Origin of the sequence: Mastigocoleus testarum BC008 (assembly GCF_001456025.1) — a bacterium.
In the GTDB taxonomy this organism is placed as follows: domain Bacteria; phylum Cyanobacteriota; class Cyanobacteriia; order Cyanobacteriales; family Nostocaceae; genus Mastigocoleus; species Mastigocoleus testarum.
Genome location: NZ_LMTZ01000092.1, coordinates 21,752 through 37,117 on the forward strand (window position 1 = coordinate 21,752; position 15,366 = coordinate 37,117).

General features: G+C 35.6%; 9 protein-coding genes. 5 read left to right on the forward strand and 4 right to left on the reverse strand.

Features of this window, described 5'->3' with window-relative positions:
- Positions 1–253: 253 nt before the first annotated feature.
- From BC008_RS18300 to BC008_RS18310, 3 genes are all read left to right on the forward strand, one after another.
- On the forward strand, positions 254–1,024 hold the full coding sequence (locus BC008_RS18300) for a hypothetical protein (protein ID WP_027845786.1): 771 nt from the start codon (positions 254–256) through the stop codon (positions 1,022–1,024).
- Between the two features lie 641 nt (positions 1,025–1,665).
- Positions 1,666–5,091, forward strand: coding sequence for a hybrid sensor histidine kinase/response regulator (locus tag BC008_RS18305; RefSeq protein WP_235595887.1), 3,426 nt, complete (start codon positions 1,666–1,668; stop codon positions 5,089–5,091).
- Between the two features lie 407 nt (positions 5,092–5,498).
- A complete protein-coding gene (locus BC008_RS18310; RefSeq protein WP_058183732.1) occupies positions 5,499–6,764 on the forward strand; it encodes an RNA-guided endonuclease InsQ/TnpB family protein in 1,266 nt (421 codons plus the stop codon).
- A gap of 334 nt (positions 6,765–7,098) precedes the next feature.
- Here BC008_RS18310 and BC008_RS18315 read toward each other — a convergent pair whose 3' ends face one another.
- The 3 genes from BC008_RS18315 to BC008_RS18325 form a co-directional block, all read right to left on the reverse strand.
- Positions 7,099–8,289 carry a glycosyltransferase family 4 protein gene (locus BC008_RS18315; RefSeq protein ID WP_027845388.1) on the reverse strand — a complete coding sequence of 397 codons (1,191 nt, stop codon included), beginning with the start codon at positions 8,287–8,289 and terminating at the stop codon, positions 7,099–7,101.
- A gap of 906 nt (positions 8,290–9,195) precedes the next feature.
- Positions 9,196–10,803, reverse strand: a complete 1,608-nt coding sequence (locus BC008_RS18320; RefSeq protein ID WP_027845389.1) for a DUF2079 domain-containing protein — start codon at positions 10,801–10,803, stop codon at positions 9,196–9,198.
- A gap of 591 nt (positions 10,804–11,394) precedes the next feature.
- Positions 11,395–11,763, reverse strand: coding sequence for a group I truncated hemoglobin (locus tag BC008_RS18325; RefSeq protein ID WP_027845390.1), 369 nt, complete (start codon positions 11,761–11,763; stop codon positions 11,395–11,397).
- An 830-nt stretch (positions 11,764–12,593) separates the two neighbouring features.
- On the opposite strand from BC008_RS18325, the gene BC008_RS18330 reads away from it, so the two are divergent.
- Together BC008_RS18330 and BC008_RS49550 are read left to right on the forward strand one after the other, a co-directional pair.
- Complete coding sequence (locus BC008_RS18330) at positions 12,594–13,334, forward strand: TSUP family transporter (protein WP_027845391.1); 741 nt, start codon at positions 12,594–12,596, stop codon at positions 13,332–13,334.
- A gap of 144 nt (positions 13,335–13,478) precedes the next feature.
- Entirely contained in the window at positions 13,479–13,640 is a 162-nt protein-coding gene (locus BC008_RS49550; RefSeq protein ID WP_161938128.1) for a hypothetical protein, read from the forward strand.
- Here the strand turns inward: BC008_RS49550 and cysK are convergent.
- Positions 13,637–14,596, reverse strand: coding sequence for a cysteine synthase A (gene cysK, locus BC008_RS18340; protein ID WP_027845392.1), 960 nt, complete (start codon positions 14,594–14,596; stop codon positions 13,637–13,639). The genes BC008_RS49550 and cysK overlap by 4 nt on opposite strands.
- Positions 14,597–15,366: the final 770 nt, after the last annotated feature.

Genomic DNA, 15,366 nt, shown 5'->3' on the forward strand with positions numbered 1-15,366 from the left:
AATGCCACTAATGATTTTTTCCTTGTCAGTTGCTTATGACGCTTCTGATACTCATTGCAGTTCCCAACTACTGAAAAAGAATAAATTGCAGAAGAATAAATTGCAGAAGAATAAATTACAGAAGAATAAATTATCAAAGCATATAATGACTGAGCACCCAGTTGAGTATTTACTCGATTATGGTTGTTCGAGGGAGTCCGGCTGGGTGTAAGCTTGTACAAAGTTAAATTGAATTCGTCATAAACAACGCCTTATGTCGATCATTGCTCTGAGAGGGTGGTATCTTCAAGACTATGAGCCAATTCAAGAGTTGGAAAAACGTCCTCCAGATATACGTTTGAGCAAGAAAAGTCTTTTGAAATCAGGGTTGAGAGCAGACTTTTTGGAAGATAGCCAGGAAATCAAAAAATCAACTTGGTTCTGGCGTTATCTGGATGGAGAAAATATAGAATTCTACATTGAGGGTAGTGGTAGTTATTGCGTATCTAATATTGATTTGATTAGTCACGAAATTTATTTTACTAAGCAATCGGTCTTATCACAGTTAGAACCAATTATTTTCTACTCCTCGCAAAATGAGTTTGAAGCAGCAGCTGACTCGCTACGAGATGGATTACTTAAAAGTCTAGAAAAACTGAACTTGCGATCGCGTCTACCAATTTCTTTGGTGGAATCGTCTCGACCAAAAGATAACCCTACAAGACTTAACCGAACGAAGTTACGAAAAATCCGGAAAAGTTTGCTATTTATTGCTGATGTTACGCCAATTACAAAGTTAGAAAAACAGGAAAAAATTCAATTAATTCCTAGCCCTAATGTTTGTATAGAAATTGGTTATGCCATTCAAAGCAAACGTATCGAACAAATCTTGATAGTTCAAATGCAACGTCCAGAATTTCCAGGACAAATTCCATTTGATTTACCCCAAACTCAGATTCTACAGTTTAAAAATAGTAAGGAATTAAATAAAACTTTGCCAGAAGCAATAGAAACACAATTAATGCGATTTAAGTTATTTTCTTAACACAAATTTAGTTCTTGATAGGTCGTATTAATTACCGATGTTAGGACGCAATATATTATCCCAAAGCTGTACTTAGTGCTATCAGGAATTGACTTATGACTCAAAATCAAAGTCCTAACACCAATAATCGAAAATATGCATATAGATAGATGTAAAATCGGGAGTTACGTAAAATATAATACAGGTGAAAGAGGGTAGAAATTTACCAAAAACACTTTAGTTTACGGCGATAGATAGATGCGGTAACAAAGATATTTGATGTCACTCGCTAATCGCTTGCCTCGACGGAATGCAGATCCTTTCCCCTCGAGAATTATAATTGCCCGAACAGTATGCGCCCTAGGGTTCGCTTTTAGCTATTTAGGATGTATAAATAAATGATTTGGGTATTCAAGTGTAAGTTTGTGATTTGAAATTTATAATCTTAAGTTTATGATTTGAAATTTATAATCTTAAGTTTGTGATTTGAAATTTATAATCTTAGTTTTGTACTCTTAAATTTTTAATTTTAAGTATTTAATCTTAATTTTGTATTCTTAAATTTGTAAAGTGAAATTTGTAAAGTGAAGTTTGTAAGGTGAAGTTTTTAATTTGAAGCTTGATTTGAAGTTTAAATTATTCCAAGTGATTGGAGGGCGATTATGATGACAATAAAACAGGATATAGCACTTTGTTTTATTTTGTCCGGCATCTCGCTGTGGCTATCCGTTGTCGCCTCCAAGAGTAAGCTTACTGTTGATGGGGGATTATGGGACACCCAAAGAAGGCGGACAATAGGGGAAAAGCTTTACTTATCTTTACTTAAGGTTTCTTACTCGCAGTTATTGTTGAGAAAGATTGCCAGATTTTCTGCTTGTGGGGTTTTAATAATAGCTTCATTTTCCATGATTCAATATCTGTTAGCTCTGACTAAAAATATTGATTTGCCATGGGATAAGAGTTTTCAAGTTTCATCGACCATGGAACTAACATCGGCATTAAATTTTACACTCGTTGGAATTGCTTTAGAGCTTTTAAGTAGAAGAAATCTAAGTAAAAAGAATCGAGATCAAAATTCTTGGTACGTCCAAATTTTGGCATTGCTCGCAACAATAGTTTCTTTTTTGGTATTAGTTAGCTATGCATATCAAGTTAAAAGGCTTGATGGCACCGTTGCTTATGCTTCTATGGCATTAGGTACGGCAGTTGGCTTTGCAGTCCTTTGTGCTGGTATTCTCTCAGCCCGTGCAGATTTAGGGATAATGCGGTTAATTACTCAAAACACCGATGAAAGCTCCCTTATACGTAGATTAATAGTGCTTACCGCAGTCATTCCGGTTGGTACTGGGTGGTTAATTCTGAAGGGTTACCACACCAATAGGTATGAGGCAGAGTTCGCCATATCCTTATTTGTTGTCACGATCGTATTAGTATTTACTCTATTGATTTGGCAATGTGCAACCCACATCGAAAGAATAATTCATCAACGCGATCGACCCGCAGGACTGGTGCAAAGCGAACAAGAAAATGAAGCAAAACTCAAAACTTTGGTTGGTGCAAACATTATGGGTATTTTGTTTAGCGATAGTAATGGCGCTATCGAGCAAGCCAATACAGAGTTTCTGCGGATAATTGGTTATAAGCGTTCCGATATAAGTGCAGGTACAATTAATTGGCAAAAACTCACACCGCCAGAATATTTACATTTAGATCGACAAAGGTTAATCGAAGCAAGGGATAAAGGTGTTTGTACGCCTTATGAGAAAGAATTTATTCGCAAAGATGGAACTCATATACCTGTTCTAATTAATCATGTACGACAGGGTACGAGTCAAAATAAATTTGTAACTTTTGTCTTAGATTTGAGCGAGAAAAAAAAGGCTCAAGCAACTTTAAAGCATAGGCAAAAATGGTTAGAAGATTTATTAAATTTAACCCCAATACCTTTGTTATTAATAGAACCTAAAACAGCAAAAATACTTTTTGCTAATCAATCAGCAGAAAAATTTGCTTATAATGGATTTTTTAACTTTAATTTAAATTCTAAAAATACAAGTGAATATTACTTTACTGATATATTTGGAAATTCTATTCCTCCAGAAGAAACACCAGGATTCAAAATAGTTAACGGCAAGAAATTAGATGGTTTGGAAATTAATTGGCATACGCCGGAATATACTCAATCATTGATGATTTATGCAGATACTTTACCTGCTATAGAGGGTTACAATTCTACAGGAGTAGTATTTATTCAAGATATTACTGAGTTTAAACAGACAGAAAAAGCATTATCCTTAGATGACCAAAAACTTAAAGTTTTAGCAGAAACTAGCAGTAATTTATTATTTAAGCAAGAGCCAAAAGAATTTATCAATCGATTATTCTTTAAGTTGACTCAATTTATAGATTTAAATGCTTACTTTTATTATGTAGTTGATGATAAATCTCAGGTATTACGCTTACTGTCTCATAGTGGTATTAGTACAGAGATAGCAGAGGGAATTGATAAGCTACCGATAGATGAAGGAATTTATGGTACAGTAGCAGCAGAACGCGAGGCTATTGTCTTAGATTATCTGCAAATATCAACAGAAACACAAACAGAAGAACTGCGAAAAATAGGTATTAAGTCTGGTTATATTTATCCTTTAATCATCCAAAATAAGTTACTAGGAATCCTCGTATTAAGTAGTTATAGTTGCTCAAATTTTCAGCCAGATGAGTTAGTAATGATGCAAACCGTGTGCGACCAAATTACTGTTGCAATGGAGCGTCTACAATTAATAAATTCTCATCAACAGCAAATCGAACAACTAAAAGCCACCAACCGCTTTAAAGATGATTTTTTAGCTGTTCTTTCCCATGAGTTGCGATCGCCTCTTAACGCTATTCTTGGTTGGGCACAATTGTTACGTTCCCGACAACACTTAGACCCCAAGAAAAAAGCACAAGCCCTAGAAATCATTGAGCGCAATGCTAAAACTCAAACACAACTTGTTGAAGATTTACTTGATGTTTCTCGGGCTCTCAGGGGTAAACTATGTTTACGAGTAGAGAATTGTAATTTAGTTGTCATCATTCAAAGAGTAGTCCAAACCCTAAGTGTTGCTGCTCAAGCAAAGAAAATTCAGGTCAAAACTATACTGGAAGATGATATCAGAACAATTCCAGGAGATTCGGATCGTTTAGAACAAATAATTTGGAATTTACTTTCCAATGCCATCAAGTTTACCCCTCAAGGTGGTAAGGTGACGATCAAGCTTTCACAAATTACAGCTTCTGAGTCTTTGGTAATGGGGCAAAAAAATGTCCAAATTCACCAGGAAGAAGAATTACCAGTTACTGAATATATCCAAATTCAAGTTATCGATACGGGTATTGGAATTAGTCCCGAGCGACTTCCCCACATCTTCGAGCTTTTTTATCAAGGTGATATCTCCATTAGTAGGTCTTACGGAGGTTTAGGGTTAGGTTTAGCAATCGTTCGCCATCTAGTAGAGTTACATGGTGGTATTATCGATGTTGAAAGTCGCAGTAAGATAAAGGGGACAATCTTCAGCGTAAAATTGCCATTACTGCCAAGAAAAAAAGAGCAAGTTAACAAGCGGGATAAATATATTACTGATAGATCGTTAGCAGTTCCCCACTCCAAATCTTCGTTCGTCTCTTCTTCCCTAAAAGAACTGAAAGTTCTGGTAGTGGATAGCGAATCTGAGAGTCGTGAATTGATTTACGCTATCCTCAGAAAATCTCAAGCGATCGTGAGAACTGTAGATTCAGTTTCAGAGGCTGTGGAAATTTTAAGCCATTGGCAAGCAGACGTCCTGCTTAGTGACATTAAAATGATAGACGGAGATGGTTTTACCTTGCTCCAAAAATTACGTGATCGCAAATTGACTGGTAATGATTTTCCTGAAGGTCCCGTAGTTTCAAATATACCAGCAGCAGCTTTAACTATGTCTTGTAAAACTGAAGACAGAATTCGCGCTCTTGAAGAAGGTTATCAGCTACATCTACCGAAACCTGTAAACCCCACTGAACTAGCTATGGTTGTAGCAAATTTATCTCAAAGAGTAAAAAATAAATAATATAAACGCTGCATGCAAGCTATTAGAATAGCGTGTCCGTAGGACGAGGACCAAAAGCTTACAGATTATAGCTTTTAGCAGTGAAAGAGATACAAGTAATCCAAGTGGGTTAGCAACAGTTAGGTAATATTTATTCGTAACTAGTCAAATCTACTTTTATTGAGTAGGTTTATTTGTTGTCATCAACTCAAAAACATGCCTGCATGCTACTTACACCTAATTTTTGCTGTTTACACTTCAAGGATTGAAGATCTGTTTAATATCAAAGTAAAAGTAAATTGACTATGGAGAAAAGTTACAGATTTTTTAACCTGAGAGCTTGACTATTCCTATATTGTTCATCCTTGGAGTATAATGCTTAAAAATTTAAGAACTCAAACAAATGGGGTCGCCAAGAGTTATGTAAGATGCAGCTAGTAGAAAAGCATGTAATTAATAGAAAGCATAAGTTCTGGAAAGATTGTGACTATTTAAGTTTACAGGCAAAACATTTATATAATGCCACTACTTATACCCAACGCCAATACTTTTTTCAAACAGGAAAATACTACAACAGTGTTGATATTTACCACGCCACTAAAAATTTAGAATCATACAGGTATTTACCAACTAAAGTTAGTAAACAAATAGTTAGGAAAGTGTCGGAAACTTGGAAATCTTGGTTATCAGCTTTAAAGGACTTCAAGAAATATCCCCACAAGTATTTAGGTAGACCAAGAATACCAGGTTATAAACATAAAGAACGTGGGAGGTATGTGGTTATTTATCCTTGTGACGCAATATCACAACCTGCCCTAAAAAAAGGCTTAATTAAACTGTCACCTGCGGTGGTGCTAAGAAGCGCCTTTGGCGAACGCGGATCACAAGTTGATATTTGTTTCCCCACTAAAGTAAAAAAAGTAGACCAAGTTCGCATAGTTCCAAAACTTAACTGTTATGTAATCGAGGTAATCTACACCTACGCTCCAATAGAATTAAAGCAATCCCCATGGGTAGCTGGTATTGATTTGGGATTGACAAATTTGATGGCTATAACTTCAAATCAACCAGGTTTAAAACCTTTGTTGGTTAACGGTAGACCATTGAAAAGTATCAATCAATTTTTCAATAAAAAATTGGCAAATGCCCAATCTAAAGAAGCTTGGAGACAAATTAAACAGTTAAATTACAAACGTGATAATAGAGTTAATAATTACTTACACACAGCTAGTCGTAGAGCAATTAACTGGTGCTTGAAAAACAATATTTCAACTTTGATTATTGGTAATAATCAAGGTTGGAAACAAAATATCAGTATTGGTAGGCTTAATAACCAGCAGTTCACTCAAATCCCTCACTCCAGATTAATCAATTTAATAACTTATAAGGCTAAATTATCTGGAATTGAAGTTATTGTCACTGAGGAAAGTTACACCAGTAAAGCTAGTGCTATAGATGGAGACAAGCTGCCAAAATATAGTCCAGATACTAAATATAAATTTAGTGGTAAACGCATTAAAAGAGGACTATATCAAACTGCCACTGGTAAGCTAATCAATGCAGATACTAATGGCAGTATGAATATTATTCGTAAAGTAATTCCCGATATTTTTAAGGGAATAGAGGGATTGCCGTTTATCCCTGTAGCTCTAGACCTTTGGACGCCGGCTACAAACATAGAAGACTATCATTGATCACTTTTGAGCAGTTTTGTATAGATTTCTGTGAACGGTGCAAGCATAATTCCAGAAGTAATGGCTGGTTTGACAGCAGCTATAGTCAGCGCTAGTCCATGGTGGGGTTATCAAGGTAAAAAGTAAGTGAGGAACAAGTAAGTAGTAGAATCATTAGGTTAAAAAGCAACAAATTACCACTACCATATGACGCTTACGCATCACGCTAGACTGCGCCTAACGGCGTAAGCGGAGCCAGAGGCTTTACCGTTTAGGCTTTATGCTAACACCGCGTTCGCTGCGATCGCAGTACGGAGTAATCATGCTGAAAGTATATTATTTTAACGAGCACCAATTACAACCACTGCACTTCTTTCCTTTCTTCCACTAATCTACGATATACATCTTCAGTTTGTTGAGCGATTTTAAACCAGTTAAACCGTCTTTCTAAATCTTCATAAGCATTATCTATCAGCCATTGCTGATAACCAGGATTTTTCAAAACCTCTAAGATTCCCCAAGCTAAAGAATCTGGATTATTTGTATGAGTGACTATACCTGTTTTGGTGTGTTTCACCACTTCCGGCAAGCCACAGGTATCAGATACGACTACAGGTACGCGAGCTGCAAAACTTTCTAATGCAACAATACCAAATGGTTCATAAAGACTGGGAAACGCAGCACAATCAGCAATTGTCTGAAATTTATCTAAATATTCATCAGTAATAAAACCAGTGAAGTAGCACTTATGAGAAATACCCGAATTCCAAGCTTGTTGCTTGAGGCGATCGGTGTTACCACCACCAATAATCACAAATTTGACGTAACCTCCCATTTGCCATAAAACTTTGGGGGCTGCATCTAATAATACCGATACACCTTTCTCATGAGTCATACGACCGACATAATAAACAATTTTTTCACCATCTTCGGCAAACTGGCGACGAAAATCTTGACGATGAAAGGTTTGTTGGTGTTGTTTCTTTTCCGGGCGAATTCCGTTGTAAATCACATCCATTTTACCCCAAGGGCTATGGAGCGCTCTTTCTACCTCCCGACGCATGTAGTCGGTACAAACAATAATTCGCCAGGCTTCATGGGCTAATGATTTTTCCTTACCGTTAATATAACGTTGAGTTGCTGTGTAAATACCGTTATGACGCCCGGCTTCTGTGGCATGAATTGTTACTAATAAGGGAATTTTAAAATGATATTTGAGAGCAATTGCTGCATCTCCAACAATCCAATCATGGCCATGAATAATATCAAATGGACCTTCTTCGAGAATTACTTTACCACCATGAATACCTATACTCTGGTTCATGTTGTTTACCCAGTGAAAAAAATCATTACCGTGAGCAACTGGAATTCGATGTACTTTGATCCCTTCCACTACCTCGTACATCGGTGCATGACCAAATTCTGGTGTAATTAAATGGACATCGTGTCCCAATTTGACTATTTCTGGGTATAGCTCTGCAACATGACGAGCAATTCCCCCAACAATACGCGGTGGAAACTCCCAAGTGAGTACTAGTATTTTCATATATTTCTTATCCCCTAACTTTCAAGACCTCTCATTTCCAATCCGAACCAAGAATTTTTCCAGACAAGTTCAAAATTCCAGACAAGTTCAAAATTCCAGACAAGTTCAAAATTCCAGACAATTTCAAAACAAGGTCAATACAAACTGAAACAAGATTAGTTGCAAAGCTTGACCTAGAAGTACAGAGCCTTTTCTACAAGTATTTTCGATAGCTTGTAGTAATAATCACGGCATGCTTCGCCAAACACGGAAATATAAAACCTAAAGTTTTAGGCTAGCGCTGAAGTTGTACTAATATTCGTAAGTAAAACCTCTTCCTAAACTCCCCAACCCCCCTAATCTTCCAGAAGGCTAACCCCCTTCTAACCTCCCCAAAGCTAACCCATCCTGACCTCCCCTTAGCGGAAGCGATACCTCAGCATTAGGGGAGGAATGAAGAGAATGGAAAGTCTAAATTATTTAATTTCTACAAAAGCATTTTCTTCCCGTGAGTAAGTAATCTTGCATAACTAAAAGTAGTTTTAACACTACTAAAAGTAATATTCTACTTTTCATGATGAAAAATTTGAGTCAGGAGTAAAAAATGACAAGTATAGAGAGATAGTTATAATACGTCTCATTTGTTACTTTGTTATGGCTGACTCTATAAAACCTTAGTACTTGTAATTCTGGGGCTATGTAAACTTTATCGATTTTATTCAGGCTTTGTTTAGTTGCAAAATTTTATAGAGACTTAGTATGGTAAGTCTTTACAAGATTTTACTAATACTTGATCGCATTAATCTTGCTTGATAAGGTAAGGTTCGTAGTAGTGCTTTAGCACCGTAATGCTAAGGCTTTAATGGGTTAAAGCCCAACTACAAACTCCTCAAAAGTAATGGAATAAAGCACTAGCAACTTGCGTTATCAGACCGATAGTTTTTGGCGAAAATCATTCCAAGCAACGCGTGCTTGCTCGTTATCTACGGTAGCTTTTTTCAGTAAAATAACACCGTCTTCAAAACCAATTACCCCGTATTCCCGATCCGTCGTTACTTGATCGATAAGTTTAACTATTCTTTCTAGCTGATGGCGATCGCCTTTAAATGCTACTTGATATTTCTGCAGTCGCCCAATATCGGCTATGGCATAATCAACCTGTATCACTTTTCGCTCATCGTTTTCCAGTTTGAGCATGGGTAAGCGGAGAATTTCTCGACGACTGGAAAGATGAGGAACAATATAAGTTGTAGCAGAAACGCTCGCTTCTGCAGGAATTTGCGCTATCAAAGGACGCATAGCAGCTACATGACGCCATTGTTCTGGTAAAGATACGTACACCCAAGGTTTAATTGAGTCGGGGATAACAAAATAAAATGTTTGGTTGGGGTTAGACGTAAAACTAAAAAATATGGATAAAGAAATACAAGCAACCCAAAAACGACGAAACAATGGTTGTTTAAATTTATTGGGATGTTTTGACCACCAAATAATTGCACCATAAAATAAACCAGGAACCACGCTCAAAGCGTAACGAATAGTAATTGCTAATACTGACTGACCCTTACCCAAAAATAGTTTTAGTAATGGAAAACCAGCGATCGCCCAAGCAGGTGGAGAAATTGCAGGGATAAAAGCTAAGGGTAACCATTGACCGAGCAAGTATCTAATAGTTCTGTCAACTGGAGTAACTAGTTCTACAATTAATCGCCAAGGATTACTAACCATTCCCCAGATAATATCTAGAGTTGATGCTTCTTGAGCGTCGGTATACTGTCCAAACCTTTCCAACATGAACCGTTTGGAAATATCCTCGGAAAATATTGGCATAATTGCATTGGTCAGCAATACCATATAACCAAAACTAAGGGTGCAAACAGCTAGTCCAGCGCGAGGGAAGCGTTTGCTCAAAACCATGTAAACCCCAACACCAAATAAACTCACCCCAGCATCTTCCCGCACAGCCAAAATTAAAATTGCTAGCAGCCAAAATAACCACCAACAACGCTTTTCCATCGCTAGCAGTAGGCTAAAAATAAATAGAGGAATCTGGCTAATATCATGGAAATTACACAAGGTCGGACCAATTACTGCATTTGCAGCATAGTAACTAGCAGTAATCATTCCCGCTAATGGTGGTTCCAAATATTCCCGCGCCAAAAAATATAAAACCACACCCCCAGCAGTAATTAACACAACTAGTAATACTGCTAAAGTTGCTGCTGTGGGAAATAACGCATAAATTGGCCACCATATCAATAAAGCTGGGGTAAAATGTTGTCCAAGACGGTGGTAGTAAACCTTTGCGATTTCCCCAGCATGGACAACATTAGTGGAAAGACTTGAAGAGAGAGAACTCTGAAAAAAGCGACCGTGAAGATTATTCCAAAAAACCTGATTAAAAATTCCCTGATCGAAAGAAGCATAAAAACTGAAATAACGATGCACTGTCAAAATTAAACAGATAATGAAAAATGCGATCGTTGTAACCACCGCGAGTCTCAAACCCGGTGTTTTTTGCCATTTCAACAACATCACTCACACTCACATTTTTATAGCGATCTTGGATTATACAGATTTCATTCGTTAGTAACTATAGAACAGCGCGACAGTTTTTAGTATGACAATTTTGGCGCGCGGAGAAATAGACAAAAAAACAAACAAGCACTTACTGGATAATATATTTAATATTCAACCTTAAGATTCAAGATTTTGTTAAATCAAAATTTATCCGAATCGATATCCGATAAAAATACACATTAAAGCAATAGGCGACTTTGACTATACACACCAAAGTCACTAAATTGCAAGCTTGGCTTTCAAACTTATCTTTACAAACCTATAAAATATCAAACTTATAAAATATCTCTTTAGAAGTGAATTATTTACAAAATAAATTCAACTTCAATAGAATAAAACTATAAGCTTATTTATATAAAATTGAAAATCTATAGCAAGTTTTATTTTTGATGAATTTTCTCCAAATCATCAAGTGAAAATGTGATATTTAAGAGTAAATATTACTTTTTTACTCTCGTTATATTATTGATTATTTACTCAGCTATTTAATTTATCTTAATCCTAAAATTAATGCAAATATCTCTAAAAAATCTGGTTGAGTAATACTTATCTATTAAGTATGTAGATTCTAACTGATTCTAGGTTTTTACCAACTTCTTGAATTAATTCTTCTGCGACACTTAACTCTTTTAGGGTTGCAACTAGATGTTCAAATACAAAATCAAAATGTTCGTCTTTCAATCCACATTGTTCGACTAATTTATGGTGTGCAGTCCGTAGTGAACGACCTCTATAGTAGGCACTACCACCAAATGCAAACATTAGAAAAGCTGCCTGGTTTTCCCGCTGTTTCTTCATATCTACCCCAGCAAAAAAATGATTGATTCGTTTATCTCCCATAATTTTAAGATAGAATTTATCTACTGTAGCTTCGACTGCTGCTTCACCACCAATTCGCTCAAATAGTGTACTCATATTATTAGTCAGTTTTGCAAACTCGCAACAAACACAAACGAATCAATCTATTTTACTATTTTTTATTTGGGTATACTATGTTTTTTTTATTAACAGTTATTAACTCGATGATGAAACTCTAAAGCACAAATAATTAATCAGTAAAAACAGCAAAATTTGCTAATTTATAATAAATAAAGCCATTTTCCACCTTTTCAGTACTATGAAAATTTTAAGCGGATAAAATACTTCAAGCATCGACAGGCTGAAAACTTCATCTGACTATTATTTACCTTACTGGGGATACTAATACTCCAAAGAAAATTTTTAGCTAAAATACTTTCTATGAATCATACTAATACATTTTTAATATGATTCAGTCGAAAAAATATAAATTAAATTTTTACGTGTACCTTTCAGCATAAATTCTGAATATTAGCAAATACTTTAAAAATCTACTCATAGATTTATTTTTTATATATAGCAAATAACAAGATATGTTTCTGGTAGCTAGAAAATATCTGCTAATTATGCGTCATCTATCATCATCAATATTTTTTATTTCTTGATAGGTATAGACTTTGACTTATTTGCATAGATAGAATTAAGTGCATGGAAAGAAAAAGCAGTAATTATCGCTAAATAAGTATAAAATAGACATAGTATCGTTGTTTCACTAATTAATTTGACAACTAAGTCTCCAGAAAGTCTCACCTTTATAAGTTAGTGGTTTGGAGAAGTTTGCCACTATCCTACCTAGAAATTTTGGCGTTCATTTTTATCAAAAAAAAATTGATTCATATGTCAAAAGGTAATAGAACTGTAATTTCTATAACTTTAAGAGGCGCTTTATGTTTACAACAGCAATTGTTGTATTAGTTTTTTCTGCGATTCAATCCTTATTTGGAATGGGATTGCTAGTATTTGGTACTCCCACCATGTTGCTATTAGGGAATGACTTTTCATTTACTTTAGCCACTCTTTTACCTCCATCAATTACCATCAGTTCTTTGCAATTGTTTAAAGACCGCGACAACATAGATCGGAAAATGGCAATGAACTTTATAATATTTTGTCTTCCCTTTGTTGTCCTATCTTTAAGTTATTATTTGTACGCGCAGGTCAAGCTAAAACTAGAATTTGGGATTGCGATTTTCCTGATTCTTTCTTTACTACTTAGAACAGTACCTTCCTTTGAAAAAAAGATGCAGGAAGTAGTTTTGAAATTCCAAAAACCATTTTTGGTTATCATGGGGGTCGTACATGGTTTTACTAATATGGGTGGAGCATTACTTTCTGTTTTTTCCAGCAGTCAGTATACCAGTAAAGAAAAAGTTCTTAATTGTGTAGCTTTTTGTTATTTATTTTTTGCAACTATTCAAATCATTGTCCTGGCAATATTTCAGCCAGAAGTTTTTTCCATTGATATATTATTACTTTCTCTGGCTGCTGCCACTATCTACTTAACTTTAGGAAAATTTTTGTTTACCAATACCTCCCAAAACTTTTATAAAAATTTATTTTCTGGATTTATGTTAATCTACGCCATACTATTAGTAATCAAAGGTTTAGGATTAATGCCTTATAAATAAATATTAATGCTGCGCGGAAGTCATTAGCATAGCGTGTCCGTAGGACATAAGTAAAAAGTCAAAACTTAGAAGTATTTTATTATTTAGTTCTTAGGCTTGATGAATGCTTACTTTACTTTCACCAACCTGTCATATATCGGGGGAATGAGAAGGAAAAATTTAGATTCGAAAGAAGATTTAACAAATTTATTTATTATCTACAATAATTCATTTTCTTCTTTAACCTACCTATTCTCCATTCCCCCATTAGCAATTCTCAATTACCAACTAGCAATCATTAATTACCAATTACCAATTACCAATTAAACGACCCTGGTAACTTGTTTCCCTAAATCTTGAAACATTGGAGTACTAAGATAACGCTCCCCAAAGGATGGTTGAACCACAACAATCAAACGTCCAGCATTTTCCGGACGCTGAGCTATTTTAATCGCTGCACATAAAGCAGCACCAGAAGAAATACCAGATAACAAACCTTCTTCTCGCGCTAGACGTCTACCCATAATCATTGCTTCTTCATCACTAACAGTGACTACTTCATCAATCAAATCTTGACGCAGCACTTCTGGAACAAATCCAGCACCAATACCTTGAATTTTGTGTGGTCCCGGTTGTCCACCGGAAAGCACTGGGCTATTTGTTGGTTCAACTGCAATAACTTTAAAAGTACTTTTACGTTTTTTGAGTACTTCTGCAACTCCGGTAATTGTACCACCGGTACCGACACCCGCAACAAGAAAGTCTACTTCGCCGTCTGTATCGCTCCAAATTTCTTCTGCGGTGGTTTCACGATGAATTTTTGGGTTTGCAGGGTTGCGGAATTGTTGCAAAATAAAAGCATTGTCCGTCTTTTCGGCGATTTCTTTAGCTTTATCAATTGCACCGCGCATCCCTTCACTAGCTGGTGTTAATTCTAAATCTGCTCCATAAGCACGCAACATCGCTCGTCTTTCCATGCTCATACTTTCTGGCATTGTCAAAATTAAACGATAACCTCGTGCTGCTGCAACCATCGCGAGTCCAATTCCGGTATTTCCAGATGTTGGTTCGACTAAAGTATTTTTTCCTGGTTCGATTAAACCTTCTGCTTCTGCAGCGTTAATCATGCTCGCAGCAATTCTATCTTTGACGGAAGCTGCAGGATTCATACCTTCAAGTTTAATAACAATTCTGGCGACGCATCCTTCACTTTGAGGAATTTTTCCTAACTCAACCAAAGGAGTTTTTCCAATTAGTTCTGTTACGTCTTTAGCAATGCGCATTTTTAGAACCCCTTAAATTATAGATTTAATAATCTAACTAATGTTCAAACGATTTTTATTTCATATCATTTTTTACATTACAGCAATTTCTACCAATAATAGAACATCCACAAGTAAGGATTACGTATAGTTTTTGAACATCTAAATTGCTTAACAGTTAACTCTTAACATTTAATCTAAAATAGAAAGTACTTTCAATGCATATAAAATTTGCGAGACTTCTCAGATGTATTGAATTTAATATTTTGATTTACACTATTTTTACTTCCAATATTTTTCATCTTTAATACTATAATTTGGCCGGAATATAAAAATAGATGTTGTATAAAGAATCAGACAAGCTGACATAGTTCAATATTTTTCGTAAAACTTTAGACATTTTTACTAATGATAGAGTGTACATTCACAACTTTAATTCATGTAATGAGTACAGGTGATTTACGAAGATAAGAGGGTCGTAAGTACTTAAATAGCATAAGTTAGGTCTATTCAACTTGAGTACAGTAATTCTCAAACCACTATCCCAAAAGACTAGTTCCATAGCGATAAATTACTAGTACCCATACCCGATAGTTTTTTTTGCTGGTTATTTGGTGAGAGTTCCAAACTTTGAGTACAGATTTAATTAATTTAATAATCTTAATCTGCCAACTGTAAAAAATTGTATTGTCAGGCAGCTGATATAAAAACGGTAGGATTTACGCAGAGATTCCCCTCTACCCCCCTTTACGGGGGGGATTTCTTAATTCTCTTCTAAAGTTAAGTTAAAT

Bases quoted from the DNA above. Each gene is read 5' to 3' on its own strand.
- BC008_RS18300 (WP_027845786.1), top strand. From the start codon at position 254: ATGTCGATCATTGCTCTGAGAGGGTGGTATCTTCAAGACTATGAGCCA.
- BC008_RS18305 (WP_235595887.1), top strand. From the start codon at position 1,666: ATGATGACAATAAAACAGGATATAGCACTTTGTTTTATTTTGTCCGGC.
- BC008_RS18310 (WP_058183732.1), top strand. From the start codon at position 5,499: ATGCAGCTAGTAGAAAAGCATGTAATTAATAGAAAGCATAAGTTCTGG.
- BC008_RS18315 (WP_027845388.1), bottom strand. From the start codon at position 8,289: ATGAAAATACTAGTACTCACTTGGGAGTTTCCACCGCGTATTGTTGGG.
- BC008_RS18320 (WP_027845389.1), bottom strand. From the start codon at position 10,803: ATGTTGTTGAAATGGCAAAAAACACCGGGTTTGAGACTCGCGGTGGTT.
- BC008_RS18325 (WP_027845390.1), bottom strand. From the start codon at position 11,763: ATGAGTACACTATTTGAGCGAATTGGTGGTGAAGCAGCAGTCGAAGCT.
- BC008_RS18330 (WP_027845391.1), top strand. From the start codon at position 12,594: ATGTTTACAACAGCAATTGTTGTATTAGTTTTTTCTGCGATTCAATCC.
- BC008_RS49550 (WP_161938128.1), top strand. From the start codon at position 13,479: ATGAGAAGGAAAAATTTAGATTCGAAAGAAGATTTAACAAATTTATTT.
- cysK (WP_027845392.1), bottom strand. From the start codon at position 14,596: ATGCGCATTGCTAAAGACGTAACAGAACTAATTGGAAAAACTCCTTTG.